Origin of the sequence: Methylobacterium sp. NEAU K, assembly GCF_030700285.1 — a bacterium.
Taxonomy (GTDB): Bacteria; Pseudomonadota; Alphaproteobacteria; order Rhizobiales; family Beijerinckiaceae; genus Methylobacterium.
This window is the reverse complement of the sequence record NZ_JAUYZJ010000024.1, coordinates 64,436-90,772: the sequence shown is the minus strand read 5'-3', so window position 1 is coordinate 90,772 and position 26,337 is coordinate 64,436. Positions and strand designations below refer to the sequence as shown.

Here is a 26,337-nt window from a genome sequence, read left to right as displayed (position 1 = left end):
CGAGAGCAAGCACAAGCTGGCTTTGTGCCTGGGCAAGAACATCGGCGGCGAGCCGATCATCGCCGACCTCGCCCGCATGCCGCACCTGCTGGTCGCCGGCACCACCGGCTCGGGCAAGTCGGTGGCGATCAACACCATGATCCTCAGCCTGCTCTACCGGCTCAAGCCCGAGGAGTGCCGGCTGATCATGGTCGACCCGAAGATGCTGGAACTGTCGGTCTACGACGGCATCCCGCACCTGCTCTCCCCCGTGGTCATCGACCCCAAGAAGGCGGTGATCGCCCTCAAATGGGCCGTGCGCGAGATGGAGGAGCGCTACAAGAAGATGTCCAAGATCGCCGTCCGGAACATCGACGGCTACAATGCCCGGATGAAGGAGGCGCGCGAGCGCGGCGAGGTCATCACCCGCACGGTCCAGACCGGGTTCAACCGCGAGACCGGCGAGGCGGTGTTCGAGCAGGAGGCGATGGACCTGTCGGCACTGCCCTACATCGTGATCGTGGTCGACGAGATGGCCGACCTGATGATGGTGGCGGGCAAGGACATCGAGGGGGCGATCCAGCGGCTGGCCCAGATGGCGCGGGCGGCGGGGATCCACCTGATCATGGCCACCCAGCGCCCGTCGGTGGACGTGATCACCGGCACCATCAAGGCGAACTTCCCGACCCGGATCTCCTTCCAGGTGACCAGCAAGATCGACAGCCGCACGATCCTCGGCGAGATGGGCGCCGAGCAGCTGCTCGGCCAGGGCGACATGCTGTTCATGGCCGGCGGCGGGCGCACCACGCGCGTGCACGGGCCGTTCTGCTCGGACAGCGAGGTCGAGAGCGTGGTCGCCCACCTCAAGCGCCAGGGTCGACCCAGCTACCTCGACGCCGTCACCGCCGACGACGCCCCCGAGGAGACGGCCAAGGAAGGCGGCCGGTCCGGCCGCGGCGCGAAGGGCGCGGCCGCCGAGAAGGCCGACCGCTCCGACGAGCCCGACGAGGAGGCCCCGGTCTTCGACATCGGCGCCTTCGCGGCGGCGACCGGCGGCGAGTCCGACGACCTGTACAAGCAGGCGATCGAGGTGGTGCTGCGCGACCAGAAGGCCTCGACCAGCTACATCCAGCGGCGTCTCCAGATCGGCTACAACCGCGCCGCCTCGATCATGGAGCGGATGGAGATCGAGGGTATCGTCGGCCCGGCCAACCATGCCGGGAAGCGCGAGATCCTGGTCGCCGGCGCGCCCCACGCGTCGAGCGGGATGTACGACGACGCGTGAGACGGTCTCGGGGCCGCGTCCCGGCGGGGCGCGGCCTGCGGGATCGCGGCGCGCGTCGCATCTTCGCCACAGGGCGGGGCTCTAAGCGCCTCGGTCCAGCCCCCTCGTTTTCCGCCGGAGCGCCCGTCCGGGGCGCCCAGGAGTATCTGCCGATGATCGGCCGCCGTACCCGCACAGCCGGCTCCCTGATCGCCGCCGGCCTGTGGCTCGCCCCCGCCGCCCCGGCGCAGGCGCAGGTCGGCGCGTTCATCGACAACCTGTTCGGCCGCAAGCAGGAACCGGCGCCGGAGCCGGAGGCCGCCCCGCCCGCGCCCGCGCACGCCAAGAAGCCGGCCGCCAAGGCGTCGGCCAAGGACGCCTCGAAGGACGCCCCGAAGACCGGCAGCCTCAAGCCCGCTGCCAAGGGTTCCGAGAAGGCCGAGCGCAAGGCCGCCGAGCCCAAGGTCGCGGCGGTGGGCGCCCCTGCGGCGCTCGCCCCCTCCGAGCCGGCGGACGCCGCCACGGTGCTCGCCCAGGCCAACGCCTACTTCAACGGGATGAACACCCTCACGGGCAACTTCGTGCAGATCGGCGCGGACGGGCGGCGCATCGGCGGCAAGCTGACGCTGGCCAAGCCCGGCCGCCTGCGCTTCGACTACGACCAGCCCTCACCCCTGGAGGTGGTGGCCGACGGCACGTCCGTGGCGGTGCGCGACCGCAAGCTCGCCACCCAGGACCTCTACTTCATCGCCCAGACGCCGCTGAAATTCCTGCTGCGCGAGAAGATCGACCTCGCCCGCGACCTCACCGTCACCGACGTGACCAACGATCCCGGCGGCGTGCGCATCAGCCTGGAGGACCGCGCGACGCTGGGCGGCACCTCGAAGATCCAGCTGTTCTTCGATCCCGAGGTGAAGCTGCTCTCCCAGTGGCGGATCACCGATCCGCAGGGCTACGTCACCACGGTGCAGCTCTCGAACCTGCAGAAGGGCAAGAGCGTCGATTCCAGCCTGTTCTTCATCAATTACGGGCGGACCGAGGACAAGGCGATGCAGCAGCAGATCCAGCAGTCGCAGCAATAGGGACCGGGCTCAGGCCGAGGCCGTTCCGGTCCCGCGCCAGCGGTCCAGCTCCCGGTCGATCGCGCCCTCGGTGCCGCGCAGGAACTCGGCGGCCGGCAGGCCCGGGGCGAGGGCCGCGAGGTAGCTCACCACCACGGTGCCGGCCCGGGTCGCCGCACCGCCCGGCCAGAACAGGCCGGAATTCAGCGCCACCGGGACCACCGGCAGGCCGAGCCGGCCGTAGAGCAGCTCGACGCCGCGCTTGAACCGCAGGGGATCGCCGATCTCCCCGCGGGTGCCCTCGGGGAAGATCAGCACCGAGCGGCCCGCCGCCACGGCCTCCCGGCTGCCGTCGATCATGGTGCGCAGGGCCTGCGTGCCGTTGCCGCGGTCGATGACGATCATCGGCGAGCGCCGCAGGAACCAGCCGACCACCGGGATCGCCAGCAGCTCCCGCTTGGCGACGATCGCGACGTCCGGGACGAGCACCAGGAAGGCCAGGGTCTCCCAGGCCGACTGGTGGTTGGCGACGATCAGGCAGGGCTCGGCCGGGATATGCTCGCGCCCCTCCTCGACGTAGCGCAGCCCGACGATCCCCCTGAGCCCCGCGAGGATGCCCCGCGCCCACAGGCGCGTCGCCCCGCGGATCGGCCGTTCCGGCGCGCCGGCCAGGGCGAAGATCACCAGCGGCGCCAGGAACAGGGCGGTCCAGGCAGTCCAGTAGGCGGCGAACAGGAGCGAGCGGACATGGACCATGGCGGGACCGCGGCGAGTGGCCCGGAGCAGGGCGGCGCGCGGGCATAGCCGCTGCCGACGCCGGACGCACGGCATTTCGCAGCGTGGGAGGAACGCCGGACTGTCGCGGGGCGGGAAATCGGCTATCGAGCGCGGGTCCGTCCGAACCCGAGCTCCCGCCCTTGCGCCTCTCCGTCACCACCTGGAACATCAACTCGGTGCGGCTGCGCATCGACTTGGTCCTGCGCTTCCTCGCCGAGCACCGGCCGGACGTGCTCTGCCTGCAGGAGACCAAGTGCCCGGACGACGCCTTCCCGCTCAAGGCGCTGCGCGGCTCAGGCTACGAGCATGTGATGTTCGCCGGCCAGAAGGGCTACAACGGCGTCGCGATCCTCTCCCGCTTCCCCCTGCACACCCGCGCCGTGATGGGCTTCTGCGAGCGGCCGGACGCGCGCCACATCTCGGCGGTGCTCGGGCCCGAGGCGGGGGCGGCCTCGGGAATCGTGCTGCACGATTTCTACGTGCCGGCCGGCGGCGACGTACCGGACCGCGACCTCAACCCGAAATTCGCCCACAAGCTCGATTTCCTGGCCGAGCTGCGCGCCTGGGGCGGCAAGCGGGTCTCCGGCCCGGCGATCCTGGTGGGGGACCTCAACGTCGCGCCGCTGGAGCATGACGTCTGGTCGCACAAGCAGCTCCTCGACGTGGTGAGCCACACGCCGGTCGAGACCGAGGCGCTGGAATGCCTGCGTGGCGAGGCGGGCTGGATCGATGCCGCGCGCCACCTCACCCCGGAGCCGGAGAAGATCTACACGTGGTGGAGCTACCGCTCCCCCGACTGGCAGGCGGCCGACAAGGGCCGGCGCTTGGATCACGCCTGGGTCTCGCCGGAGCTGGCAGGCACTGTCCGCTCGGTGAAGGTCCTGCGCGACGCCCGGGGCTGGGAGCGGCCCTCGGACCACGCCCCGGTGACCCTCACCCTGGAGCTCTGAAACCCGGCGCGCGGGCGCGGACGGAACCGTGGTTAACCCTGAGCATTGCCCGCTCACGAACCCGCGATGCGAGCCGGCCCGATGCGCAAGATCCTGATCGCCTTCCTTCTTCCGAAGGTCGTTTCCTTCCTGCGCCGCCGCTACGGCGGACCGCACGCGGCGCGCGACCGGTCGTTCTGAGGCGCGCGTCACAGCGGGTCGGACGCGCCGACAACCGGCGTCGTCCTTCCGGGGCCGCGCGGCGGGCCCCCGGAATCTGCAGCCGCCGCGATCGTCCGAGGCGAGCGGGCCGATCCGCATGGGCCGGTGCGGCTTGCCCCGGAAGACCGGAGCGGCTTTCTCGAATCAGCCCGCGGACGCCTGACGGATTCACAAGGCCCGCGCCCGATTGCGCTGCGCCCCCCGGTCCCCCTTTCCCACGCACTCGCCGACAGCGGACCGGCTGCCGCCTCGGCGGCGAGCGCGTTCGATCCCGCGGATCCGTCCGCGCCAGGAGCCGCCCCCGATGACCGACGACCCCCGCGAGGCCGGCCCCCGGCCGCCCTTCCCTGGCGACCAGCAGCAGGAGCGGCCGGGCCTGACCGCGAAGATGACGCCGCGGCCCGATCACGGCGAGGCGAGCTACGTCGGCAAGGGCCTGCTGACCGGCCGGGCGGCGCTGATCACCGGCGGCGATTCCGGCATCGGCCGGGCAGTCGCCATCGCGTATGCCCGCGAGGGCGCGGACGTGGCGATCTCCTACCTGGAGGCCGAGCAGTCGGATGCCGAGGACACCAGGGCCTGGGTCGAGAAGGCGGGCCGCCGCTGCCTGCTGCTGCCGGGGGATATCCGCGACGAGGCCCAGTGCCAGGACCTCGTGGCGCGCACCGTGGCGACCTTCGGGCGCCTCGACATCCTGGTGAACAACGCCGCCGCCCAGGTGGTGAACGCGGGGCTCGACGACCTGGCGGCCGCCGACATCGAGGGCTCGTTCCGCGCCAACGTCTTCGCGATGTACTATCTCGCCCAGGCCGCCGTTCCGCACATGAAGCCGGGCGCGGCGATCGTGAACAGCACGAGCGTGCAGGCCAAGGTCGCCGACCCGACCATGCTGATCTACGCCGCCACCAAGGGCGCCATCGCGAGCCTCACCATTGGGCTGTCGAACCTGCTCGCCCCGAAAGGCATACGGGTGAACTGCGTCGCGCCGGGGCCGGTCTGGACCCCGATCCAGCCGATCGTGAAGAGCCCGGATCAGCTGGAGCAACTCGGCGCCCAGACTCCGCTCGGCCGCGCCGGCCAACCCGCCGAACTGGCGCCCGCCTACGTCCTCCTCGCCTCCCGGGAGGGCAGCTACATGTCGGGCGCCCTAGTGCCGGTCACAGGCGGCATGCCGATGCTGTGAGGGCGTTCGGGTGCGATCGGCCCCGGCGGCCTCAGTCGACGTAGACGCCGGCACCCACCAGCGCCGAAACCCCGTCGACGGTCGTCGCGCAGACGTAACTCCACTTGACTTCGGGCGCCACGTGATGGGGCCTGGGGAACATGTAATCGACCCACCCGGACCCGAAGTGTGACACGATCTCCACGAAGTCCCTGTGGAATTGCTTTCCGTTCGCGTCGCGTTCTTCGAGAGTGTCCCGTCCTTCCCGGTTCGGATGGGCGGCGTTGAACAGGACCACGCCCTGCATGTCGACGACAAACAGGTATATGTCGTCATAGCGCCAGGGGCTGTCCTTCCGCCGGAACTCCGGGAACGCCGTCCTGCCATGGCTCTCGAGGATCTCGGCAGCCTTGTTGACGAGGCCTTCGATCTCGACCGCCTGATGCGTCGTCATGCGTTCGTCCTGCCCGACCGCAGAGAGCGCCGGGATGAGGATCATCAGGGCAGCCCAGATCGGCAGTCCCTTCGTCAGTATCCTGGGCATGACTTCACCTCGGAAGTTCCGTCATGCGGCCCATCGATCGATGGCGCGCTTACGCTTCAAGCTTCGGCTGCAGGCCGTCGGCGGCGCAGGCGCCCGCAATTTGGGAGCGCGACATCTCGAACCATCATGTAAGATCCCGATCGATTGAATATCAACCGGTCCGTCGCCGGAAAAGACCGGCGCCAAGTGCAATTTTCGAGCTTGGCCACCACCGGTACTGCTTATTGTCCGGATTTGTCGCGTCTGATTCTGCATAGAATTCCGAATTATACAGCTCTTGATGCGATTCAATCAGGCGCTTCAAGCGCTTCATCGCGGTGATGTACATGGATGCGCGCAAGCATCGTGCCTCACTTGAGTTAATCCGTTGGAGCTCTTCCAAAATTTCCTCGCCTTTTCGAACATAGTGCTCGGCTTCGGCGACGTAATCCGGAATCGATGCGCGGTCCGACATCTTGCGACTCCTGACTCTTCGGGAGACATGGACGCAGTCACTCTCCAAGGCCTCGCGCGGTCCTGCCACGCTCGAGGGGGACGTGAGACCTGTCACCCGGTCCTGCGAGCCGGGACCGGAACAGGTCGACGAAGCCGCGCAGGTCGCGCGCGTTGAGATCCGAGACCGCCCAGTAGGTGAGGTCGCCGAGGCTCCACCGCAGGATCGTGGTGCCGTCCCGGCGCTCGTCCACGGCCGCCCCATCGCTCGCCGCCGGTCCGATGGTCACGCTGATCACGTGGCGGTCCCGCCGGTAGACGAGGGTCGGCACCGCCCTGCCGCCGACGATGTCGATCCGCCCGCCCGCCAGCGGGAAGCCCAGATCGGCGAGGTCTGGCGTCTCGGGGGCGATCGTCGTGCGCCCGTTGAACCACGGCTTGACCACGTGCCGGTCAGAGGACGCGATGTCGAAGGGCTGCGGTGCGACGAGCCCCCGCAGGTGGCCGGCGAGGACGGCCTCGCGCATCGCCGCGGGGGCGTCGGAACGATGGAGGTAGACGGCCCCACCGCCCACCGATGCGCCGGCGACCACCCCGGCCAGCAGCGTCGCAGCCAGCCGTTGCCGAGGCCCGCCCATGCCGCGGGCGGAGGCCGGGTCGGCGAACCCGATCCGCTGCACGACGCGGCCCCGCAGGATCGGGGAGGCGGGCAGATCCGCCAGAACCCCCTGTACGGCGGCCGAGAGGCCACGGACGCGTTCGGCCATCGCCTGCAGCGCGGGCTCGGCCGCCAGACGGCGCTCCATGGCTAGGACCTCGCCGGGCGACAGCTCGCCGTCGGTGTAGGCGCCGAGGAGCAGGAATGTCTCGCGGTCGCCGGTCATCGCCTCGCCTCCGAGAGCACGCCGATCAGGTGCTGACGCGCGCGTCCGAGGCGCGACATCACGGTTCCGATCGGCACGCCCGTCACCTCGGCGATCTCCCGGTAGCTGAGGCCGTGGTACTCGCGCAGCACCAGCGCCTCCTTGAAGGGCACCGGCAGGGCCTCGATCGCCCGGGCGAGCCGCCCGGCCTCGTCGTGGGCGATGACGGCGGCCTCGGGCGTCTCCGGCGTTTCGGCCAGGGCGCCCCCGGTGTCCAGGGCGGCGCGCCCGCCGTCCTCCAGGTCCTCGGCGAAGATCACAGCGCGGGGCCGGTTCCGCTGCAGCCACGCATAGCCCGCGTTCCGGACGATGGTCAGGAACCACGCGCGGACGTTGCCTTCTGCGAAGGTCTCGATAGCGCGGTAGGCGCGCAGACACGCCTCCTGCATCACGTCCTCGGCGTCGGTCGCGTTGCCGGTGAGGCAGCGCGCGAGCCGGTAGCCCTCATCCAGGCGCGGAAGGACGAGGAGGCTGAAGCGGGCCCGCGCCGCGGTCGTCATGACCCGCGCCGGGCAGCGCCCGTCCGGTCGATGTGCTGCGAAGCCATGGGTGCATCACCCCGCAGAGCGCCCCCCCGGGAACAAGGACCTGTTTGCGGTCCGGTTTATTCCCGGCCCCACGCGATCGGCGGTTGCTCGACCGCGCCGGTCGGTCCGCCGAATTGGGGTGCCGACAGGCTCTTCGCCTCGAGGGAGGATTGCAACCTGTCGAATGCCCTGGTGCCGCTCACGGGCGGCTGGCCGACGATTCGAGAAGGCGCGCCCGGACCGCGGCTGGGACGCAGCGGCTGTCCAGGAGACAGTCGGCAAGGATGGACGGCTTGAAAGGGGATTGCCGCCGGATCACCGGTCGTTACGAACGCCCCGCTCCCATCACGGCTCAGACCGGCATTTGCGACGCGGTTTTATGGTCCCCCGCACGACGAAGGTCGATCAAGCGACACGCCCGCCGGCGGCGATCGCGCCCCCTCACCCGGAGCGAGCATCGGGCCCGTGGGTTTTCGACGCCGCGGGACCAACAAAAAACCCGCCGCGCGAGGCGGCGGGTCGGGATGCGCGGTGACGGCCTAGAACGGGATGTCGTCGTCGAGGTCGTAGCCGCCGCGGGCGCCGCCGCCGCCACCACCGGACGAAGCCGGGGCCGGGCGCCGGTCGCTACCCTGGGCGCGGCCGCCGCCGAAATCACCGCCGCGGTCGCCGCCCCGGCCGCCGCCGGACTCGCCGCCGCGGCTGATCTGGCCGCCGCCCTCATCGTCGCCGGCGAAGTCGCCGCCGCCGCCGCGCCCGTCGAGGATCGTCATCTCGCCGCGGAAGCGCTGGAGCACCACCTCGGTGGTGTACTTCTCGACGCCGGAATTGTCGGTCCACTTCCGGGTCTGGAGCTGGCCCTCGATGTAGACCTTCGAGCCCTTGCGCAGGTACTGCTCGGCCACCCGGGCGAGATTGTCGTTGTAGATCACGACCGAGTGCCACTCGGTCTTCTCCTTGCGCTCGCCGGTGGCCTTATCCTTCCACGACTCGGAGGTGGCGAGCCGCAGGTTGCATACCGGGTCGCCCGAGCCGAGGCGGCGCATCTCGGGGTCGCGCCCGAGGTTGCCCACCAGAATCACCTTGTTGACGCTGCCCGCCATCGCTCTCTCCTCACCGTACGGATCTCACAGGGCACCTGCCCGGCGGCGCGCGAGTCATGCGCCCGGGCCTCCGGGGCGGCAACAGGCGGCGCGGGCTTGTGCCCGCTTTCCGCATGGAACCGCAGGGTTTTGTTCTACATCTGTTCCAGCGTGCCGGCAAGCCGGGCTCACGGGATATGCACGACCAGCTTGCCGAAATTCCGGCCCTTGAGCAGGCCGATGAAGGCCTCCGGGGCGTTCTCCAGGCCCTCGACGACGTCCTCCCGGTAGTGGACCCGGCCTTCCCGGATCCAGCCGCCGACCTCGGTGCGGAACGCCTCCGCCTGGTCGGCGAAGTCCCACACGATGAAGCCCTGGATGTGCAGGCGGTTGGTCAGGACCGCGCGCATCAGCCCAGGCAGCCGGTCGGGGCCGGCCGGGACCTCGGTGGCGTTGTAGGCCGAGACGAGGCCGCAGACCGGGATCCGCGCGAAGGCGTTCAGGAGCGGCATCACGGCGGCGAACACCGCGCCGCCGACATTCTCGAAATAGACATCGATCCCCTTGGGACAGGCGGCGGCGAGCGCCCCCGGCAGGTCGGATCCCCGGTGGTCCACGGCGGCGTCGAAGCCGAGCTCCTCGGTGAGGTAGCGGCACTTGTCGGGCCCGCCCGCGATCCCGACGGCGCGCGCCCCCTTCAGCTTGGCGATCTGCCCGACCAGCGAACCCACCGGGCCGGCGGCGGCGGCCACCACCACGGTCTCGCCGGGCTTCGGCCGGCCGATGTTGAGGAGTCCGGTATAGGCGGTCATGCCCGGCATCCCGAGCACACCGAGCGCCGTCGAGGGCGGGGCGACCGCCGGATCGACCCGGCGCGAGCCCTTGCCGTCGGTCACGAAGAATTCCTGCCAGCCCGCGAAGACTGTACGAAGCTCACCGACGGCGATGTCCGGATTCTTCGAAGCGATCACCTCGCCGACCGTCTCGGCGGTGATCGGCGCGCCGATCTCCACGGGTGCCGCGTAGGATTTCGCGTCGCTCATCCGGCCGCGCATATATGGGTCGAGGGACAACCAGCGGGTGCGCAGCAGGATCTGGCCCGGGCCGGGTTCCGGCACCGGCGCCTCCTCCAGGCGGAAGTTCTCGGGCTTCGGCTCCCCGTGCGGGCGCGAGGCCAGGACGATTCTGCGGTTCACGGCGTTCATGGAGGGCTCCCGGATGCTGCCTGCGGCCCACGATCTGGGGCGCGGGGCGGCGGCGGCCAATGGGGGGCGGCGATCCGCGGGGCACGCGATGCGTTGTCGGCAGGGCGGAGGCGGCGTGCGCGGGAGGCCGCCCGGGGCACTGGAACGGAGTGAGCCGATGGACTCGGGACCGCGCACGGCATCGGGAATCGCCCTGGTGATCTCCGACGTCGACGGCACGCTGGTGACCGACGACAAGCGCCTCGCCGCCTCGACGGTGGCGGCGGTGGCGCGGCTGCGCGCGGCCGGGATCGGATTCAGCATCGCCTCGGCACGGCCGCCGATCGGGCTGCGGGGCCTCGTGGCCGAACTCGGCCTCGAGCTGCCGATGGGCGCGTTCAACGGAGCGAGCGTGGTCCGTCCGGACCTCTCGGCGATCGAGGAGCGGCTCATCCCGGAGGCCGCGGCCCGGGCGGCGCTGGAGCAGCTCCTGGCCGAGAACCTCGAGGTCTGGGTCTTCGCCGGCGGCGCTTGGTGCCTGCGCGACCCGCACGGCCCCTACACCGATCTCGAGCGCCGGACGATCGACGCGGAGCCGCGCGCGGTGGCCGATCTGGACACGCTCATGGGGTCCGCCTCGAAGATCGTCGGCGTCAGCCGCGATCACGCCCATCTCGCCGCCTGCGAGGCACGGATCGGGACGGCCCTTGGGGACCGGGCCACGGTGCACCGCTCGCAGGCCTACTATCTCGACGTCACCCCACCCCGGCTCGACAAGGGCGCGTTCGTGACGTGGATGAGCAGCCATCTCGGCATCCCGACCGAGCGGATCGCGACCTTCGGGGATGCCGGCAACGACCGGTCGATGTTTGCCCGCAGCGGCTTCTCGGTGGCGATGGGCAACGCCGAGAATGCCGTGAAGGCGGCTGCGAGCGCCGTCACGGACGGCAACGATGCGGACGGCTTCGCCCGCGGCGTCGAGCGCTTCATCCTGCCCTGACCGTGCCGCGTGCCAGGGCGCCCGCACCGCAGCCTGGGGATAACTCGGCCGGCCTCCGGGACGGTCCATGCCTGTGGCTCCCTGGGCACAGGCATGCCCGACCCTGGAGTCGCCCACAGGCTGCCGGATCGAGGCCGCTTTCCGGCCTCATTTGCCCGCGACCTAGCTTAGCCACGGAATAAGCAGGACCGGGTCTCGGAATGCATCGCCTTCTCCTGGCTGCCGCCCTCGCGGTCGTGCCCGCCGCCGCCTTCGGGCAAGGCGCACACGACAACATCGACGCGCTGATCGAGCAGCAGGCCAAGGCGAACGGCGTCCCGGCGAGCTTCGTCCACGCGGTGGTCAAGCGCGAGAGTAACTACAACCCCAGAGCGAAAGGCGGCAGCGCGCTCGGCCTGATGCAGATCAAGCACGCGACGGCGCGCAGCCTAGGCTATACTGGCGATGCGGCGGGGCTCCTCGATCCGGCGACCAACCTGCGCTACGGCGTCGCCTACCTCGCCGGGGCCTATCGCACGGCCCAGGGCAATGTCAGCCAAGCCTACCAGTACTATAACCGCGGCTATTACTACGCCGCCAAGCGCCAGGGCATCTCCACCGACGTCGCCTCCGTGGTGGCGCCCGTGGCGGCCTCGGCGAGCGCCCTGGCGAGCCTTTTCGGCGGCGGCGTGACGGATTCCGGCGCCGCGTCCACGGCCGGGGCGCTCGCCTACGCGCCGAGCGCCGCAGCGGTGGCGGCCGTCCCCACCGAAACGGTCGAGGTCCCGCTCCCGCCCCGGCGCCCGGCCGCCCTCAGCGGTGCGGTCGAGGTCGCGAGCCTGTCCGTCGAGCCCGCATCGCCTGCCGCCAGCGCAACGGCCGCCCAGGCGGCGCAGACGGCCTCGGTCCCGGCCGTGGAGGTTCCGCTCCCGCCGCGCCGGCCGGCCGGCCTCGGCGTCGAGGTGGCGCAGGCCGCCCCGGCCCAGATCGCCGAGTTGCGCCTCTCGCCGCAGGCCGAGGCGACCCCGATGACGCCGGCGGCCTCGGCCGCCGAGACCGTCGAGGTGCCGCTGCCGCCGCGCCGACCGTCCCTCCAGATGCTGGCCGCCGCCACGCCGCGCCGCGCACCCTCCAGCACACCCATCCGCGAGGCCACGGCGCTGCCCGTCGAATGAAGCGGCTCCCGCGGGCCGGTTCGGCCCCGCGGGCACCCGAGCAGCGCGTGTGTGCCCGGCTTCTGCCCACACGAGGATCGGGGCCAAGGCTTGACCATCGCGCCGTTCCGCAACACATAAGCGCCACGCCAGCATCGTGGTTGGACCGGGTCGGCAAAGATCCGTCGTCCCGCAGAAGCCGCCGGGTACAGGCGGCGCAATACAGATTTCAGGGCAGGATACGCCGGACTTCGCACGAACGGTCGGGCAACTCTTGCGCGGTCCGAGGTTGCGAGGCTCGATTCATCTCGAAGCGGCAGACATGCAGGGCAAGGACTCTGCTTTCGCAGCTGGCAAGAAAGCGGACGGCGCCATGACCGGCGTGGTGGAACAGGAATCGCTCTTTCTCACGGACCTCGGGCGCCGCGTCAGGCACGCGCGCACCGTGCGCGGCCTGTCGCGCAAGGTCCTGTCTCAGACCTCGGGCCTGTCCGAGCGCTATATCGCGCAGCTGGAGGGGGGGCAGGGCAACGTCTCGATCATCCTGCTGCGGCGGGTGGCGAACGCGATGGGCGTGCGCCTGGACGATCTGATCACAGGCAATGACGGCCTGCCCGACTGGCCGGTGGTGCGCGATCTCCTCGGCCAGGCGACCCCGGCCCAGATCGCCGCCGCCAAGGAGGCGCTCTCCGGCGGAAGCAGGCCCGAATCGAGCAACCGTCTGCGGGTGGCGCTGGTCGGCCTGCGCGGCGCCGGCAAGTCGACCCTGGGCAAGCTCGCGGCCGAGCGCCTGGGATGGACCTTCGTGGAGCTGAACGCCGAGATCGAGCGCGAGAACGCGCTCTCCGTGCAGGAGATCTTCGCGATCTACGGTCAGGAGGGCTACCGCCGGCTGGAGCAGGCAGCGCTGCGCCGCCTCACCGAGCATCCCGGGCCTCTGATCCTGGCGACCAGCGGCGGCATCGTCGCCGAGCCGCTGACCTACGACCTGCTGCTCCAGGCCTTCTATACGGTCTGGTTGCGGGCCCGACCCGAGGAGCACATGAGCCGCGTGCGCGAACAGGGCCACCTGGCAACCACGGGTGACCATGCCTCGGCGATGCAGGAGCTGCGCGCCGTGCTGGCGAGCCGGGAGCCACTCTATGCTCGGGCCTCGGCGACGGTCGACACCTCCGACATCCCGGTCAACGCGATGCTCGACCGGCTGACCGCAGCGATCGAGGCGCGGTTCGGGGAGGCGGTGGCGACGGCCGGCTGAGGCCGGGCCGGGGCGCACCCCGATGACAGCCGTCTTCGCAACACGGACTTCGCGTCGCATCGGCCCTTGATCGCCGCGGTGCAGCGCACCACGCTAAGGAGAGCGTTGGCGGCCTCGCGAGGGCGGACCCGCCAGACGCACCCTTTCCCGCGCCAGCGCCTCGCGGCAGCCCTCGGCCCGGGTCGGCGGCAGGCACCTCCGCCGCCGGAGCGGTCGGAAGCGAGTCCGGAGTTCCCGCCATGAGCATCCGTCCATGAGCGCCAGCCCTGCCCTCAACCGTGACGCGGGCGACCTCGCGGTCTGCGATCCGGTCTGGTCGCGTCTGCGCGCCGAGGCCGAGGACGTTCTGCGCGTCGAGCCGCAGCTCGCCTCCTTCATCGTCGCGACGATCCTGAACCACGCCACCCTGGAAGGGGCGGTCTCCCATCGGGTCGCGGCCCGGCTGGGGCATCCGTCGCTACCGGCGGAACTCATCGCGCACGCCTTCCACGAGGCGATCGCCGTGGACCCGGAGATCGGGCAGGCGTTCCGCGCCGATATCGGGGCGGTGATCGACCGGGACCCCGCGACCCTCCGGGCGCTGGAGCCGGTCCTGTACTTCAAGGGCTTCCACGCGCTCCAGGCTTATCGCCTCGCCCATCACGTCTGGAACCGCGGCCGGCGCGACCTCGCGCTCTACCTCCAGAGCCGGGTCTCGGAGGTGTTCCAGTGCGACATACACCCGGCCGCCCGCATCGGCCGGGGCGTCTTCCTCGACCATGCCACGGGCCTCGTGGTTGGCTCGACCGCGGTGATCGAGGACGACGTGTCGATCCTCCACGCGGTGACGCTCGGCGGCACCGGCAAGCAGCGGGGCGACCGCCACCCCAAGATCCGCCGCGGCGTGATGATCGGCGCCGGCGCCAAGATCCTCGGCAACATCGAGGTCGGGGCCTGCGCACGGGTCGCGGCGGGCTCGGTGGTGCTGCGGCCGGTGCCGGCCAACACCACGGTGGTGGGAGTACCGGCCCGGGTGGTCGGCACCGCGGGCTGCGACGATCCGGCCCGGGCCATGGATCAGCTCGTCGCCCTGGACCAGTTCATCCACGTGGGCGACGGGATCTGACCCGTCACGCTGTCGCGCTTGCCGCTCCGCCACGGGCGTGGCAAGCCCTCGCCCATCCGGGGCGCCCTCGCCCCCAGGGGAGACCAGACAGCGTGACCAAAGCCGAAACCGCGAAGCTGCAAGACTACCTGCGCCGCAAGTTCGCCAACAACAACATCCGCCTGACCGCAATGAAGACCGGCGATTCCGCCGAGGTGTTCATCGGCGAGGAGTCGATCGGCGTGATCGCCGACGACAAGGAGGACGGCGACGATTCCTTCGTCTTTCGCATGGCGATCCTCGACATCGACCTCGAGGAGGAGGACTGAGGCACCCGCCCTCAGCCGCTCCCGTCGCGGGCCGGGTTCCGCCGGCCCGCGCCTGTGTACGGGTTAACGCTAACTGGTGGTGTTGCTTAACAACCGGTAAACGATGTGACTTAACTGCGCGCAGCCTTTTTTGGGAGCGCGAATAATGGTCCTCACGCCGGCCGCCCTCGAGTCGATCCGGACGCTGTGCATCGGCCTCGCGCTCTCCGGGCTGATCTGCAGCGCGTTCGAGCTGTTCGCGGCGCGGCGAGCGAGCTTCAGCCTTCTGGAGCGGGGTGGCCTGCCGGCGGTGGCGGCTCTGCCGATGCTGGCCTTCTCGGCGCCCTTCATCATCCTGCGCAACACCGTGCGCGGCCGGAAGATCGAGGGCCGGCCGATGCCGTTCGTGATGCTGGCGACCGTCATCGCCTGCGGCTGGAGCCTGCTTTCGGGCCGCGTCGCCCTCGATCTGGCGGCGATGCTGGTCGGGGCGTGAGCGTCACGGCTCCGCAGTCGCGACCTGGGCGGTGCCGTCCTTACCCTCAAGAGAGACCCAGGCCGGCCCATCCTGGCCCGCGCGCTTGATGAAGCTGTAGCCCGTGCGCCGCCATGGGCGGATCGCGTCGGTCTTGTTGTCGAGGATGAAGTCGCCCCGGTCGGTGCGGACGGTCAACACCGCATGGCCCTCGTTGATCTCGTCGATCACGACGGTCATCAGCAGCGCCCGCCGCGGCAGACCGCGCTCAACCAGCATCCGCCGCTTCAGAAGCTGGTAATCCTCGCAATCACCGAACCCGTCATCGGGGAAATCCCACCGGTCGACCACGCCCCAATGTGCCTGGTCGGTGATCGGCCTGATACGGGCATTGACCCGGCGGTTGACGCTCTGCAACGTCCGCCAGACGGCCACGGTCAGGGAAATCGAGGCCGGCTCCGCGGCGTCGACCGTGCATTCATGGGGCATCCGTCCGCAGAATTCCGTCCAGCCGTTGATCGGCCGGACCGGCACGTTGGCTTCGGCCACCGGTGCCCCGTCGGGCAGGACCAAGCGGGCATGGGCATGGGTGTTGGCGCCGCCCAGCATGAGGATCGTGCCCACCAGGGCGAGGCTCGCGGCCTGACGCGCCCGGCGTATCGGATCCGTCCATCCGCGCCAGCGCAACGCGCCGAACGGAAGCCCGGGGATTCCACCATCCGCATGCCGCATGGATCTGCCCCACCGCCCGATGATGACGGAAGGGTGACACGGAGGACCGAAGCGCACAATGGGCCGAGACGATGGAGACAACGCCGCAGGGACCCTATCGGTTCCGCTTTAAGAGGGTGTTGGATTCGCGTAGCTGCAGCTCTCCGCATGCATTGGCGGAATGGCCGCCCTGCGACCCTGCGGAAGACCTTGATTCGTACCCGCTTTGCCGGCTTGAGACAGGGGGCGCCCGCGCGCGGATTCGCGAGCGGGACAACCGTGCAGCAAGAACCCGGCCATGCCCGTCGCGGGACCGTCCGGATGTCAGGGAAGGACGACACGATGCAGCCCGCCATCCAGCAGGTGATCAGAGCGCTCGCCGAGGATGGGCGGGCAGGCGCCATCGGCATCGCCGAGCACGCGGTGGATGCCTATCTGGCCGGCTCGCCGACCGAAGGCGACCGCACTTTGTCCCGCGATATCCTGGTCCGCGACCTCGCCAGCCTCCGGGGCATCGCCCCGCATCTCGCCGGGTTCATCGGCCGGGTCGAGACCTACGTTGCGAGCCTCGCGCACCCGTCGCTCAGCCGCGCGGCCTGAGCGGAAATCAAATCTCGGCGCCCGGCCCGTGCGGGCCGATGCGAGTCCCTGCCCATTCGCGCTGCTGAACTCACACACCGCAGGCCGAGGCGCGCCCCCTTTAGCTTGACGGGAGAGGGCGCGTCACATCGGCTCAGAGCGTAGGACGCGCGGCCCGCGGCCCGCTTGAATGCGATGTGCGACGACACGCTGTGCGATGACACGTGCCCGAACGGGGCGGGACCCCGCGCGGGTGCCGCAGACGGCCGAGAGCCTCGGCCGCGCAAACCCGTGCGCCCCGAACGCCTTGTCAGCGGTTCGCTGTGGTGACCGGGGAGGTGACGCCGCCCAACGACACCCAGGCGGTGATGTCCTGGCTCTCGCGCTTGATGAACACGTAGCCGGTCTTGTGCCAAGCCTCGATGACGTTGGTCTTGTTGTCCAGGATCAGGTCGCCCCGGTCGGTGACCAGGGTCAGCACCGCGTGGCCCTCGCCCTTCTCGTCGATCACCACGGTCATGCGCATCGCCCGCCGGGGCAGGCCCGCCTCGGCCAGCAGGTGGCGCTTGAGCAGCTGGAAGTCCTCGCAATCGCCGATCCCGTCCTCGGCCAGGTCCCACCGGTCGGCCACGTGGAGATGCTCCATGTCGGTTTTCGGCTCGACCGTCTTGTTCACCCGCCGGTTCACCGACACGATCGTCGCCCAGGTCGCCGGCGTCAGGGTGATCCGCGCAGGCTCGGTCCGGTCCACCGCGCATTCGGCCGCGTAGGACTGGCAGAACGTCACCCAGGCCGCGATCGGACGGGCATCGCCGAGGACCTTCGCCCCGGTCTCGGTGCGGAGGCTCGCCAGGGTCTGGGCCTCGGCCGCGCCCCCCAGGCCGAGCATCGCCAGCGCGCCGGCGAGCGTTACCCGAACCGTCCTGAGAAACCCCGCGCCCATCGCACCCGTCCCCTTTGTTGAGGACAGGATTGCGCCGCAGAGCCTCCGCGGCGCTGAAGCCGATAGGAGCAATTTTATCGATTGGCGGACGGGAGCCAGCGGTATTGTGACAGCGTCGACGGGCGGCTCGAGAACCCCGGCGAATCCGGGCCATCCGGTTGGGGAAGCGGAAACCTTGACCGTTTCGTCCGGGTTCGAGGCGCTTCACGAAGGCAGTGCCCGCCCCGAAGAGGCGGCGCCGGCCGCCATCCCGGCAGGGCCGATCTGCCACGGTGCGAGCGCACGGCAGCATGCCGGATCGGCCGCCCCGTCACCCCGCGGTCTGGTCGAGCTTGCGCTCCGCCTCGGCCTTCAGCTCGGGAAAGTCCGCCTGCGTATAGGCCCGGCCCCGGTGCGGATCCTCCGTCACGCCCTCGTGCTCCAGGCGGCGCAGCTGAACCCGGCGGATCTTGCCCGAGATGGTCTTGGGCAGATCGGCGACGAATTCGAGCCCGCGCAGGCGCTTGAACGTCGCGAGCCGGGCGTTGGTGAAGCGGAAGATGTCGAGCGCCGTCTCCGGACCCGCGGATGCCCCCGCCACCAGCGAGACATAGGCCTTCGGGATCATGTGTCGCATCGGGTCGGGCACGGGGACCACCGCCGCCTCGGCCACCGCCGGATGCTCGATCAGCACGCTCTCCAGCTCGAACGGGCTGATGCGGTAGCCGGAGGACTTGAACACGTCGTCGGCGCGGCCGACGAAGGTGTAGCAGCCCTCCGCGTCCACGAAGGCCACGTCGCCGGTGTGGTAGAGCGCGCCGTCGGCCCCCGAGAGATTGCCCTGGCCGTCGTCGTAGCCCTGCATCAGGCCGGCGGGCCGGTGCGCCCCGAGTTCCAGGCAGACCTCGCCCTCGGGGGCCGGCTGGCCGTCCACGTCGAGCACCCGCACCCGGTAGCCGGGTAGCGGCCGTCCGAGGGCCCCCGGCACCACCGGCTGGCCCGGCGTGTTGGCCATCAGGGCCGTGGTCTCGGTCTGGCCGTAGCCGTCGCGGATCGTGAGGTCCCAGGCGCTCTTCACGCGCTCGATCACCTCCGGGTTCAGGGGCTCTCCGGCGGCGCAGACCTCGCGCAGCGCCAAGCGCCGCCCGGTCAGGTCCTCCTGGATGATCATCCGCCAGACGGTCGGCGGCGCGCAGAGCGTGGTGGCGCCGGTGCGCTCGAGCTGGGCCAGCAGGGCGGCCGCGTTGAACGGCGCCTGGTTGATCACCAGGATGGTCGCGCCGGCGTTCCAAGGCGCGAAGAAAGACGACCAGGCGTGCTTGGCCCAGCCCGGCGAGGAGACGTTGCAATGCACGTCTCCGGGCTGGAGCCCCAGCCAGTACATGGTCGAGAGCGCCCCCACGGGGTAGGAGCGGTGGCTGTGGCGCACCAGCTTCGGCTTCGCGGTGGTGCCGGAGGTGAAGTAGAGGAGCAGCGGGTCCTCCGCCGCGGTCGGTCCGTCGGGCGTGAAGGTCTCGGGCGCGCCGAACGCATCGTCGTACGCGTCCCAGCCCTCCGTCGCCGTCCCGGTGACGAGGCGGATCGCCCCGCCGGTGTCCAGGCCGGAGAACCGTCCGATCTGCTCCGTCCCGGCCACGATCGCCCGCGGCCGGCCGCGGGCGAGGCGATCGGCGAGTTCGTCGGCGGTCAGCAGCGTGGTGGCCGGGATGACCACGGCGCCAAGCTTCATCGCCGCCAGCATGGTCTCCCACAGGGCCGGGACGTTGCCCAGCAGCAGCAGCAGGTGGTCGCCGCGCTTCAGGCCGAGCCGGCGCAGATGGTTGGCGACGCGGTTGGAACGCTCGGCGAGCTGCCCGAAGGTGAAGCTCTGCTCGGCGCCGGTGCCGGCCTCGACGATCCGGAGCGCCGTGCGGTCGCGGTTCCCGGGACCGGCGAGGTCCGCGTCGAACCAGTCGAGCGCCCAGTTGAACGGCACCGGCTCCGGCCACGCGAAGGCCGAGACGGCTGCGGCGTAGTCGGTGCGGTGGGCCAGCAGAAGATCTCGGGCCTCCCGGAAGCTCGGCATGGTCGTTCCCCCCCCCCTCGTCATCTCGTATGCTCGGGTCTCCCCTCCCCCCTCTGCGGGGGAGGATAGCCCCTGCGTCGGCAGGGGTCGGGGGGGGAGCGCCATATCCGGAATGGTCGCGACGCGCGTGATATTCTGCTGCGTCGCGCTGCCCCTCTCCCGACCCGCTTGGCGGGCCACCCTCCCCCGCAGAGGGGGGAGGGACACTCAAAATCACGTATTCTCGAACCGGGGCGGCCGCTTCTCGACGAAGGCGGCCATGCCCTCCTTCTGGTCCCTTGTGGCGAACATCGCGTGGAAGACCCGGCGCTCGAAGCGCACGCCCTCGGTAAGCGTGGTCTCATAGGCGCGGTTGACCGCCTCCTTGGTCATCATGGCGATCGGCAGCGACATGGACGCGATGGTCTCGGCGACCTTGAGCGCCTCGTCGAGGAGCTGGTCCGCGGCAATCACCCGCGAGACGAGGCCGGCGCGCTCGGCCTCGGCGGCGTCCATCATCCGGCCGGTCAGGCACATCTCCATGGCCTTCGCCTTGCCGACGAAGCGTGTGAGCCGCTGGCTGCCGCCGATCCCCGGCATCACCCCGAGCTTGATCTCGGGCTGGCCGAACTGCGCCGTGTCGGCGGCCAGGATGATGTCGCACATCATGGCGAGCTCGCAGCCGCCGCCCAGCGCGTAGCCCGCCACCGCGGCGATGATCGGCGTGCGCACGGCCGTGAAGCGGTCCCAATCCGCGAACCGGTCGCCCGCATACATCTCGGCGTAGGTCGCGTGCTGCATCTCCTTGATGTCGGCGCCGGCCGCGAAGGCCTTCGCCGAGCCGGTGACGACGATACAGCCGATCTTCGGGTCGGCATCCGCCTCGGTCGCCGCCCGGATCACCTCGGCGGTGAGCTGCGCGTTGATCGCGTTGAGCGCCTTGGGCCGATTGAGGGTGATGAGCAGGACCCGCCCGCGCGTCTCCGTCAGGATCGTCTCGTACCCGTCCGTCACGACTCGCCTCCCTGCCCGCGGAGCATACGGATGATCGCGGAAAAGTCCTCTCCCCCGTGGCCCAGGCCCTCGAACAGACCGTAGATCTGTGCGGCCTCCGCACCGAGGGGCGTCGCGGCACCGGCGGCGAGGGATGCGGCCTGCGCAAGCCGGAGGTCCTTGAGCATCAGCGCGGCGGCGAAGCCCGGCTTGTAGCCGGAATTGGCCGGCGAGGTCGGCACCGGGCCCGGCACCGGGCAGTAGGTGGTCAGCGACCAGCACTGCCCCGAGGAGACCGAGGCCACGTCGTAGAGCGCCTGATGCGACAGCCCGAGCTTCTCGCCCAGCGCGAACGCCTCGCAGACGCCGATCATCGAGATGCCGAGGATCATGTTGTTGCAGATCTTGGCCGCCTGCCCGGCACCGGCCGCGCCGCAATGGAACACGTTCTTGCCCATCGCCTTCAGAAGCGGCTCCGCCTGGGCGAAGGCGGCATCCATGCCGCCCGCCATGAAGGTCAGCGTCCCGGCCTTCGCCCCGCCGGTCCCGCCGGAGACCGGCGCGTCGACGGACAGGCAGCCCCGCGCCTCGGCGAGGCCGTGGGCCTTGCGGGCGCTCTCGACATCCACCGTGGAGGAGTCGATCAGCAATGTGCCGGCGGGCAGCGCCTCGGCGAGCTGCGTCCAGACCTCGACCACGTGTCGCCCGGCCGGCAGCATGGTGATCACCACATCCGCCCCCTCGGCCGCCTCGAGCGCGGAGCCCGCGACGGCGATCCCCTCGGACAGCGCGGCTTCCAGCGAGGCCGGCGCCAGATCGAACCCGCGCACGGCGTGCCCCGCCCGCACGAGGTTCGCGGCCATCGGGCCGCCCATGTTGCCGAGACCGATGAACCCGATGGTCTGTGCCATCATACGCCTCCCTGTCATCCGGGCCAGGACCGTCCGTCCTGCGCCCCGTTCTTGATCCTACCGGGCCGCCTTCGGCTGCACGTCACGGCCGCCGCCTGAGCGATAGACGGCCGCCTTGAGCGACCGGATCCAGCCTTTACCGGGCAGTTTGCAGTCCGCGAAGACGACGTCGCCGCATGTCCCGGGCGGGCTATCCACCTCGAGGTTGATGGCGAGGCTCCGATCGCCGCGCGTCAAATGCCGAACGGCGCCGCCGGGACCGTCGGCGTCCGTCTCGGGATCGAGATGCCATCCTTCAGCGGCGGCCAGGATGCGGTCGAGGGTGGTGGAAAAGGCACGAGCCTCCTGCTTCAGGCCCGCGGTCCGGCCCTCGAGGACGCATCCGGTGGCGGCGGGTGCCCCATCCCCCCAGCTTGCAAGCGCCTGGATCGGTCCCGCGCGTGCCCGCAACGGGATCGGGATCACGGCGCCGAAGCGCCCGGCCAGGACGGCACACGCGTCCGGATCAGCCGCCGGTGGCGCCGCGTGCACCGGTGCCGATGCCGCGATCAGGAACATGAGCACGGCCAGTGGACGGCACATGGATCGCGCACCTCCGTCACGGATGACCGGCGAGATCGTACCGGGTCAGGCACAGATGTTTCGCCAGTGAACCGGGTCGAATCGCGACGGCCGGCGTCGCCTGCGCAGGCTCGCCCGCCTCGACATCCTCCGGGTCCTTGTAGGCGCCGCGGACGTACTTCGTCTCGCACGCGTCGAATTTGTTGCAGACCGACAGCTTCGTGCAGATGGCCGCGCCGGCACGCTCGTAGATGTAGTAGGTCGCCCCCGAATAGGGCGGTCGGGCGAACGTCTCGGTCCGCACCGTCGTGGCGTCAGGCGATCCGCCGGCAGCGGGCTGGGCCGCGGCGGGCATCGGCACAAGCAGCGCGAGGATCAGGGCAACGGTCTTCATCGGCATCGCGGCTGGCCTTCCGCGTCGATCGCGGCCTTCGTCGAGGGGATCATCGATCCGGGCGTGGCGCCATCGCGCACATCGGATCGGGGCGTCAGACCGGCCCGGTGCGCGATTCCGAAAAGACCGGCGCGGCCCGCTTCTCCAGCCAGCGGGCGATCCGGGCCGGATCGACCGCCTCGAGGGTCGGCGGGTTCCAGCGCGGGCTCCTGTCCTTGTCGATCACGGCGGCGCGGATGCCTTCGCGGAAATCGCCCTCCGTCAGCAGCGCCAGAGACGCGTGGAACTCGCGCTCCAGGCAGGCTTCCAGGTTGGACGCACCGCGGCCGAGGCGCAGCAGGCAGAGGGTCAGGACGAGGCTCGACGGGGCCTTGGTCAGCAGCGTCCTGCGCGTCGCAGCCGCGAAATCCGAGCCGTCCGCGTCGAGGGCGGACAGAATCTCGTCCACCATATCGAAGGCGAAGCAGCGGTCGATCACCGCCCGGTGCGCCGCCAGGGGCGCCGGGCCCGGATCCTGCGCGAGCCGGTCGACCACGTCCCGCACCCCCGCATCACCGGTATCCGGCGCGAGGGCCGCGAGCGCCTCGATCAGGCCGGGCAGCCCCTGTGACGGCACCATCACGTCGGCAAGCCGGCAAAAAATTGCGTCGGCGGCGCTAACCGGCTCGCCGGTCAGGCCGAGATAGGTGCCGATCTCACCGGGCGCCCGGGGCAACAGCCACGTGCCGCCGACATCCGGCAGGTAGCCGATGCCGGTCTCCGGCATGGCGATGCGCGAGCGCTCGGTGACGATCCGGTGGGCCGCGTGCCCCGCCAAGCCGACGCCGCCCCCCATGGTGATGCCGTCCATCACCGCCACGAAGGGCTTCTCGTAAGCGGCGATCCGGGAATCGAGCCTGTACTCGTCCCGCCAGAACGTCTCGGCGAAGGCGGTATCGGGGCTGTCGTACAGGGAGCGCAGGTCACCGCCGGCGCAGAGTCCGCGCTCGCCCTCGCCGGTGAGCAGGATTGCGGCGACGGCGGGATCGGCCGCGAACCGGTCGAGGGCCGCGTCGATCGCCACGACCATGCCGTGAGTGAGCGCGTTCAGGGCCTTCGGCCGGTCGAGGCGCAGGCGCCCGAGGGCGCCGACCCGCTCGACGATCACGTCGGTCATCGGCGCCCCCCGGTGAGCCCGCGGGCGATGATGACCCGCATGATCTCGTTCGTCCCTTCGAGGATCTGGTGCACGCGCAGGTCCCGGACGATCTTCTCGACGCCGTACTCGGCAAGGTAGCCGTAGCCGCCGTGGAGTTGCAGCGCCTGGTTCGCCACCTCGAAGGCCGCATCCGTCACGTGGCGCTTGGCCATGGCGCAGAGCTGCGTCGCGGCCGGGTCCCTAGCGTCGAGCGCAGAGGCTGCGTGGCGCAGGAAGGTGCGCGACACCTCCAGCGCGGTCGCCATATCGGCGAGCCGGAACTGCAGCGCCTGGAAATCGGTGAGCCGGGCCCCGAAGGCGCGCCGGTCGCCCATATAGGCGAGCGCCTTGTCGAGCGCCGCCTGCGCGCCGCCGAGCGAGCAGGCGGCGATGTTGAGCCGCCCGCCGTCGAGCCCACTCATGGCGATCCGGAAGCCCTGACCCTCTTCGCCCAGGCGGTTGGCCACCGGCACCCGGCAGCCGTCGAAGCGCACGGCGCGGGTCGGCTGGGCGTTCCAGCCCATCTTGCGCTCGTCGGCCCCGAAGGAGAGGCCGGGCGTCCCCTTCTCGACCACGATCGCCGTGATGCCCGCCGGGCCGGCCTCGCCGGTGCGGACCATGCAGACGTAGAGGTCGCTGGCGCCCGCGCCCGAGATGAACTGCTTCTCGCCGGCGAGCACGTAATGGTCGCCGTCCCGCTCGGCGCGGGTGCGCAGCGCGGCGGCGTCGGAGCCCGAGCCCGGCTCGGTAAGGCAGTAGCTGGCAATCCTGTCCATGCCCATCAGGGACGGGAGCCAGCGGCGGCGCTGGTCATCGTCGCCGTAGGCGTCGATCATCCAGGCGCACATGTTGTGGATCGACAGGAACGCCGCCACCGTCGGGCAGCCGGTGCTGAGCGCCTCGAAGATCAGCGTCGCGTCGAGGCGCGAGAGCCCCGAGCCGCCGACATCCTCGCGCACATAGATGCCGGCCATGCCGAGCGCAGCCGCCGCCCGCAGGGTCCCGACCGGGAAGGTCTTGTCCCGGTCCCAGTCGAGTGCGTGGGGCGCGATGTGCTCGGCCGCGAAGCCGAGCGCCATCTCGCGGATCGCGGTCCGGTCCTCGTCGAGCCCGAAACGCATGGGCGTAGCTCCGCAGGTCAAGACAGGCGCATTTCCCTCCCCCGCAGAGGGGGAGGGTCAGGCAGTGCTACCGCATCGTCGGGATGGAGAACTCCGCCCCGCTCTTGATGCCGCTCGGCCAGCGCTGCGTCACGGTCTTGGTCTTGGTGTAGAAGCGGATCGAGTCCGGCCCATGCTGGTTCAGGTCGCCGAAGCCCGAGCGCTTCCAGCCGCCGAAGGTGTGGTAGGCGATCGGAACAGGGATCGGCACGTTGACGCCGACCATGCCGACATTCACCCGGGCCGTGAAATCCCGGGCCGCGTCGCCGTCCTGGGTGAAGATCGCCACCCCGTTGCCGTACTGGTGGGTGGAGGGCAGCGCCAGCGCCTCCTCGTAATCCTTGGCGCGCACCACGGAGAGGACGGGGCCGAAGATCTCCTCCTTGTAGATCGTCATGTCGGGCGTCACGCGGTCGAACAGCGAGCCGCCCATGTAGAAGCCGTTCTCGTAGCCCTGGAGCTTGAAGCCGCGGCCGTCCACGGCGAGCTGGGCCCCCTCGGCCACGCCCTTGTCGATGTAGCTCGCGACCTTCTGCACCGCCTCGGCGGTGACCAGCGGACCGTAATCGGCCGAGCCGTCATGCGAGGGCCCGATCTTGAGCGACTCGACCCGCGGGATCAGCCGCTCCATCAGCCGGTCGGCGGTCTTCTCGCCCACCGGCACCGCCACCGAGATCGCCATGCAGCGCTCGCCGGCCGAGCCGTAGCCGGCACCGATCAGCGCATCGACCGCCTGACCCATATCGGCGTCGGGCATGATGATCATGTGGTTCTTGGCGCCGCCGAAGCACTGGGCGCGCTTCCCCGTCTCGGCGGCGCGCACGTAGATGTACTCGGCGATGTGCGAGGAGCCGACGAAGCCCACCGCCTTGATGTCCTCGTCGTCGAGGATCGCGTCCACGGATTCCTTGTCGCCGTTGACGACGTTGAGGATGCCCGGCGGCAATCCGGCCTCCAGGAAGATCTCGGCGATGCGGATCGGCACGCTCGGGTCGCGCTCGGACGGCTTCAGGATGAAGGCGTTGCCGCACGCGATGGCCGGGGCGCATTTCCAGAGCGGGATCATGGCCGGGAAGTTGAACGGCGTGATGCCGGCGACCACGCCCAGAGGCTGGCGCAGGGAATAGACGTCGATGCCGGGGCCCGCCCCTTCCGTGTACTCGCCCTTGAGCAGGTGCGGGATGCCGCAGGCGAACTCCACCACCTCGACGCCGCGCTGGATGTCGCCCTTGGCGTCCGGGACCGTCTTGCCGTGCTCGGAGGCGAGCAGCTCGGCCAGCGCGTCGTTCTCGCCGCGGATGAGTTCGAGGAAGCGCATCATCACCCGGGCGCGCTTCTGCGGGTTGGTCGCCGCCCAGGCCGGCTGGGCCGCCTTGGCGTTCTCCACCGCGGCACGCAGCTCGGCCTTGCTGGCCAGCGCGACCTTGGCCTGGACCTCGCCCGTGGACGGGTGGAACACGTCGGCGAATCGCCCGCTCTCGCCGCTGACGTTACGGCCGCCGATGAAGTGCCCGATCGTGCGCATGCGCGCCTCCCTGTGT

The 26,337-nt window shown here is 70.6% G+C and carries 28 protein-coding genes; 11 read left to right on the top strand and 17 right to left on the bottom strand.

The annotated features are described in order from the left end of the window. Together Q8W67_RS18845 and Q8W67_RS18840 are read left to right on the top strand one after the other, a co-directional pair. On the top strand, nt 1-1,264 hold a 1,264-nt coding region (locus Q8W67_RS18845; protein WP_305548478.1), incomplete at its 5' end, for a DNA translocase FtsK. 152 nt (nt 1,265-1,416) lie between these two features. After that, nucleotides 1,417-2,325, top strand: a complete 909-nt coding sequence (locus tag Q8W67_RS18840; RefSeq protein ID WP_305548475.1) for an outer-membrane lipoprotein carrier protein LolA — start codon at nt 1,417-1,419, stop codon at nt 2,323-2,325. Between the two features lie 9 nt (nt 2,326-2,334). On the opposite strand, the gene Q8W67_RS18835 is transcribed toward Q8W67_RS18840, so the two are convergent. Beyond that, nucleotides 2,335-3,060 carry a 1-acyl-sn-glycerol-3-phosphate acyltransferase gene (locus Q8W67_RS18835; protein WP_305548472.1) on the bottom strand — a complete coding sequence of 242 codons (726 nt, stop codon included), beginning with the start codon at nt 3,058-3,060 and terminating at the stop codon, nt 2,335-2,337. Between the two features lie 161 nt (nt 3,061-3,221). Here Q8W67_RS18835 and xth point away from each other — a divergent pair, with 161 nt between their 5' ends. Continuing rightward, complete coding sequence (gene xth / locus Q8W67_RS18830; protein WP_305548463.1) at nt 3,222-4,031, top strand: exodeoxyribonuclease III; 810 nt, start codon at nt 3,222-3,224, stop codon at nt 4,029-4,031. 505 nt (nt 4,032-4,536) lie between these two features. Then, complete coding sequence (locus Q8W67_RS18825; protein WP_305548461.1) at nt 4,537-5,415, top strand: SDR family oxidoreductase; 879 nt, start codon at nt 4,537-4,539, stop codon at nt 5,413-5,415. A gap of 31 nt (nt 5,416-5,446) precedes the next feature. Here the strand turns inward: Q8W67_RS18825 and Q8W67_RS18820 are convergent, their stop codons facing one another. From Q8W67_RS18820 to Q8W67_RS18795, 6 genes are all read right to left on the bottom strand, one after another. After that, the gene (locus Q8W67_RS18820) at nt 5,447-5,938 is read right to left on the bottom strand and encodes a cache domain-containing protein (protein ID WP_305548460.1); all 492 of its coding nucleotides are present in this window, start codon (nt 5,936-5,938) and stop codon (nt 5,447-5,449) included. 151 nt (nt 5,939-6,089) lie between these two features. Then, nucleotides 6,090-6,392: a hypothetical protein gene (locus Q8W67_RS18815; RefSeq protein WP_305548459.1), complete on the bottom strand. Its 303-nt coding sequence runs from the start codon at nt 6,390-6,392 to the stop codon at nt 6,090-6,092. A 37-nt stretch (nt 6,393-6,429) separates the two neighbouring features. Beyond that, a complete protein-coding gene (locus Q8W67_RS18810) occupies nt 6,430-7,254 on the bottom strand; it encodes an anti-sigma factor (protein WP_305548457.1) in 825 nt (274 codons plus the stop codon). After that, nucleotides 7,251-7,793: a sigma-70 family RNA polymerase sigma factor gene (locus tag Q8W67_RS18805; RefSeq protein ID WP_305548454.1), complete on the bottom strand. Its 543-nt coding sequence runs from the start codon at nt 7,791-7,793 to the stop codon at nt 7,251-7,253. The genes Q8W67_RS18810 and Q8W67_RS18805 overlap by 4 nt, the downstream gene beginning before the upstream one ends. Before the next feature lie 566 nt (nt 7,794-8,359). Then, on the bottom strand, nt 8,360-8,923 hold the full coding sequence (gene ssb / locus Q8W67_RS18800) for a single-stranded DNA-binding protein (RefSeq protein WP_305548452.1): 564 nt from the start codon (nt 8,921-8,923) through the stop codon (nt 8,360-8,362). Nucleotides 8,924-9,090: 167 nt separating this feature from the next. Beyond that, entirely contained in the window at nt 9,091-10,107 is a 1,017-nt protein-coding gene (locus tag Q8W67_RS18795) for an NADP-dependent oxidoreductase (protein ID WP_305548450.1), read from the bottom strand. 157 nt (nt 10,108-10,264) lie between these two features. Here Q8W67_RS18795 and Q8W67_RS18790 point away from each other — a divergent pair, with 157 nt between their 5' ends. From Q8W67_RS18790 to Q8W67_RS18765, 6 genes are all read left to right on the top strand, one after another. After that, entirely contained in the window at nt 10,265-11,086 is an 822-nt protein-coding gene (locus Q8W67_RS18790; RefSeq protein WP_305548448.1) for a Cof-type HAD-IIB family hydrolase, read from the top strand. A gap of 200 nt (nt 11,087-11,286) precedes the next feature. Then, nucleotides 11,287-12,240, top strand: a complete 954-nt coding sequence (locus Q8W67_RS18785) for a transglycosylase SLT domain-containing protein (RefSeq protein WP_305548446.1) — start codon at nt 11,287-11,289, stop codon at nt 12,238-12,240. Between the two features lie 352 nt (nt 12,241-12,592). Beyond that, a complete protein-coding gene (locus Q8W67_RS18780; RefSeq protein ID WP_370693904.1) occupies nt 12,593-13,477 on the top strand; it encodes a helix-turn-helix transcriptional regulator in 885 nt (294 codons plus the stop codon). Between the two features lie 253 nt (nt 13,478-13,730). Beyond that, nucleotides 13,731-14,582, top strand: a complete 852-nt coding sequence (cysE, locus tag Q8W67_RS18775) for a serine O-acetyltransferase (RefSeq protein ID WP_305548442.1) — start codon at nt 13,731-13,733, stop codon at nt 14,580-14,582. A 92-nt stretch (nt 14,583-14,674) separates the two neighbouring features. After that, nucleotides 14,675-14,890, top strand: coding sequence for a DUF3126 family protein (locus Q8W67_RS18770; RefSeq protein ID WP_305548440.1), 216 nt, complete (start codon nt 14,675-14,677; stop codon nt 14,888-14,890). A gap of 145 nt (nt 14,891-15,035) precedes the next feature. Then, a complete protein-coding gene (locus tag Q8W67_RS18765; RefSeq protein ID WP_305548438.1) occupies nt 15,036-15,365 on the top strand; it encodes a hypothetical protein in 330 nt (109 codons plus the stop codon). Nucleotides 15,366-15,368: 3 nt separating this feature from the next. On the opposite strand, the gene Q8W67_RS18760 is transcribed toward Q8W67_RS18765, so the two are convergent. After that, nucleotides 15,369-16,076 carry a transglutaminase-like cysteine peptidase gene (locus Q8W67_RS18760; protein WP_305548436.1) on the bottom strand — a complete coding sequence of 236 codons (708 nt, stop codon included), beginning with the start codon at nt 16,074-16,076 and terminating at the stop codon, nt 15,369-15,371. Nucleotides 16,077-16,376: 300 nt separating this feature from the next. Between Q8W67_RS18760 and Q8W67_RS18755 the strand changes: the two genes are divergently transcribed. Then, the gene (locus tag Q8W67_RS18755; protein WP_305548434.1) at nt 16,377-16,655 is read left to right on the top strand and encodes a hypothetical protein; all 279 of its coding nucleotides are present in this window, start codon (nt 16,377-16,379) and stop codon (nt 16,653-16,655) included. Nucleotides 16,656-16,944: 289 nt separating this feature from the next. Here Q8W67_RS18755 and Q8W67_RS18750 read toward each other — a convergent pair whose 3' ends face one another. The 9 genes from Q8W67_RS18750 to Q8W67_RS18710 form a co-directional block, all read right to left on the bottom strand. Further along, entirely contained in the window at nt 16,945-17,577 is a 633-nt protein-coding gene (locus Q8W67_RS18750) for a transglutaminase-like cysteine peptidase (protein ID WP_305548432.1), read from the bottom strand. Between the two features lie 310 nt (nt 17,578-17,887). Further along, entirely contained in the window at nt 17,888-19,621 is a 1,734-nt protein-coding gene (locus Q8W67_RS18745; protein WP_305548430.1) for an AMP-binding protein, read from the bottom strand. A gap of 213 nt (nt 19,622-19,834) precedes the next feature. After that, nucleotides 19,835-20,614: an enoyl-CoA hydratase gene (locus Q8W67_RS18740; RefSeq protein ID WP_305548428.1), complete on the bottom strand. Its 780-nt coding sequence runs from the start codon at nt 20,612-20,614 to the stop codon at nt 19,835-19,837. Continuing rightward, nucleotides 20,611-21,504, bottom strand: coding sequence for a 3-hydroxyisobutyrate dehydrogenase (mmsB, locus tag Q8W67_RS18735; RefSeq protein ID WP_305548496.1), 894 nt, complete (start codon nt 21,502-21,504; stop codon nt 20,611-20,613). The genes Q8W67_RS18740 and mmsB overlap by 4 nt, the downstream gene beginning before the upstream one ends. A gap of 57 nt (nt 21,505-21,561) precedes the next feature. Next, complete coding sequence (locus Q8W67_RS18730; protein ID WP_305548426.1) at nt 21,562-22,086, bottom strand: hypothetical protein; 525 nt, start codon at nt 22,084-22,086, stop codon at nt 21,562-21,564. A 16-nt stretch (nt 22,087-22,102) separates the two neighbouring features. After that, on the bottom strand, nt 22,103-22,465 hold the full coding sequence (locus tag Q8W67_RS18725) for a hypothetical protein (protein ID WP_305548424.1): 363 nt from the start codon (nt 22,463-22,465) through the stop codon (nt 22,103-22,105). A gap of 88 nt (nt 22,466-22,553) precedes the next feature. Beyond that, a complete protein-coding gene (locus Q8W67_RS18720) occupies nt 22,554-23,615 on the bottom strand; it encodes an enoyl-CoA hydratase/isomerase family protein (RefSeq protein WP_305548421.1) in 1,062 nt (353 codons plus the stop codon). Then, nucleotides 23,612-24,757 (bottom strand): isobutyryl-CoA dehydrogenase, encoded by a 1,146-nt coding sequence (locus tag Q8W67_RS18715; RefSeq protein WP_305548419.1) that lies wholly within the window; start codon nt 24,755-24,757, stop codon nt 23,612-23,614. Before Q8W67_RS18715 ends, Q8W67_RS18720 begins: the two co-directional genes overlap by 4 nt. Before the next feature lie 67 nt (nt 24,758-24,824). Next, entirely contained in the window at nt 24,825-26,321 is a 1,497-nt protein-coding gene (locus tag Q8W67_RS18710; protein ID WP_305548417.1) for a CoA-acylating methylmalonate-semialdehyde dehydrogenase, read from the bottom strand. Nucleotides 26,322-26,337: the final 16 nt, after the last annotated feature.

Excerpts from the sequence above, each read along its gene's own strand:
- Q8W67_RS18730 (WP_305548426.1), bottom strand. The coding sequence starts at position 22,086 with ATGTGCCGTCCACTGGCCGTGCTCATGTTCCTGATCGCGGCATCGGCA.
- Q8W67_RS18820 (WP_305548460.1), bottom strand. The coding sequence starts at position 5,938 with ATGCCCAGGATACTGACGAAGGGACTGCCGATCTGGGCTGCCCTGATG.
- Q8W67_RS18745 (WP_305548430.1), bottom strand. The coding sequence starts at position 19,621 with ATGCCGAGCTTCCGGGAGGCCCGAGATCTTCTGCTGGCCCACCGCACC.
- Q8W67_RS18715 (WP_305548419.1), bottom strand. The coding sequence starts at position 24,757 with ATGCGTTTCGGGCTCGACGAGGACCGGACCGCGATCCGCGAGATGGCG.
- Q8W67_RS18790 (WP_305548448.1), top strand. The coding sequence starts at position 10,265 with ATGGACTCGGGACCGCGCACGGCATCGGGAATCGCCCTGGTGATCTCC.
- cysE (WP_305548442.1), top strand. The coding sequence starts at position 13,731 with ATGAGCGCCAGCCCTGCCCTCAACCGTGACGCGGGCGACCTCGCGGTC.
- Q8W67_RS18725 (WP_305548424.1), bottom strand. The coding sequence starts at position 22,465 with ATGCCGATGAAGACCGTTGCCCTGATCCTCGCGCTGCTTGTGCCGATG.
- mmsB (WP_305548496.1), bottom strand. The coding sequence starts at position 21,504 with ATGGCACAGACCATCGGGTTCATCGGTCTCGGCAACATGGGCGGCCCG.
- Q8W67_RS18795 (WP_305548450.1), bottom strand. The coding sequence starts at position 10,107 with ATGAACGCCGTGAACCGCAGAATCGTCCTGGCCTCGCGCCCGCACGGG.
- Q8W67_RS18810 (WP_305548457.1), bottom strand. The coding sequence starts at position 7,254 with ATGACCGGCGACCGCGAGACATTCCTGCTCCTCGGCGCCTACACCGAC.
- Q8W67_RS18750 (WP_305548432.1), bottom strand. The coding sequence starts at position 17,577 with ATGGGCGCGGGGTTTCTCAGGACGGTTCGGGTAACGCTCGCCGGCGCG.
- Q8W67_RS18815 (WP_305548459.1), bottom strand. The coding sequence starts at position 6,392 with ATGTCGGACCGCGCATCGATTCCGGATTACGTCGCCGAAGCCGAGCAC.
- Q8W67_RS18755 (WP_305548434.1), top strand. The coding sequence starts at position 16,377 with ATGTCAGGGAAGGACGACACGATGCAGCCCGCCATCCAGCAGGTGATC.
- Q8W67_RS18785 (WP_305548446.1), top strand. The coding sequence starts at position 11,287 with ATGCATCGCCTTCTCCTGGCTGCCGCCCTCGCGGTCGTGCCCGCCGCC.
- Q8W67_RS18805 (WP_305548454.1), bottom strand. The coding sequence starts at position 7,793 with ATGACGACCGCGGCGCGGGCCCGCTTCAGCCTCCTCGTCCTTCCGCGC.
- Q8W67_RS18840 (WP_305548475.1), top strand. The coding sequence starts at position 1,417 with ATGATCGGCCGCCGTACCCGCACAGCCGGCTCCCTGATCGCCGCCGGC.
- Q8W67_RS18760 (WP_305548436.1), bottom strand. The coding sequence starts at position 16,076 with ATGCGGCATGCGGATGGTGGAATCCCCGGGCTTCCGTTCGGCGCGTTG.
- Q8W67_RS18825 (WP_305548461.1), top strand. The coding sequence starts at position 4,537 with ATGACCGACGACCCCCGCGAGGCCGGCCCCCGGCCGCCCTTCCCTGGC.
- Q8W67_RS18780 (WP_370693904.1), top strand. The coding sequence starts at position 12,593 with ATGACCGGCGTGGTGGAACAGGAATCGCTCTTTCTCACGGACCTCGGG.
- ssb (WP_305548452.1), bottom strand. The coding sequence starts at position 8,923 with ATGGCGGGCAGCGTCAACAAGGTGATTCTGGTGGGCAACCTCGGGCGC.
- Q8W67_RS18835 (WP_305548472.1), bottom strand. The coding sequence starts at position 3,060 with ATGGTCCATGTCCGCTCGCTCCTGTTCGCCGCCTACTGGACTGCCTGG.
- Q8W67_RS18710 (WP_305548417.1), bottom strand. The coding sequence starts at position 26,321 with ATGCGCACGATCGGGCACTTCATCGGCGGCCGTAACGTCAGCGGCGAG.
- Q8W67_RS18765 (WP_305548438.1), top strand. The coding sequence starts at position 15,036 with ATGGTCCTCACGCCGGCCGCCCTCGAGTCGATCCGGACGCTGTGCATC.
- Q8W67_RS18720 (WP_305548421.1), bottom strand. The coding sequence starts at position 23,615 with ATGACCGACGTGATCGTCGAGCGGGTCGGCGCCCTCGGGCGCCTGCGC.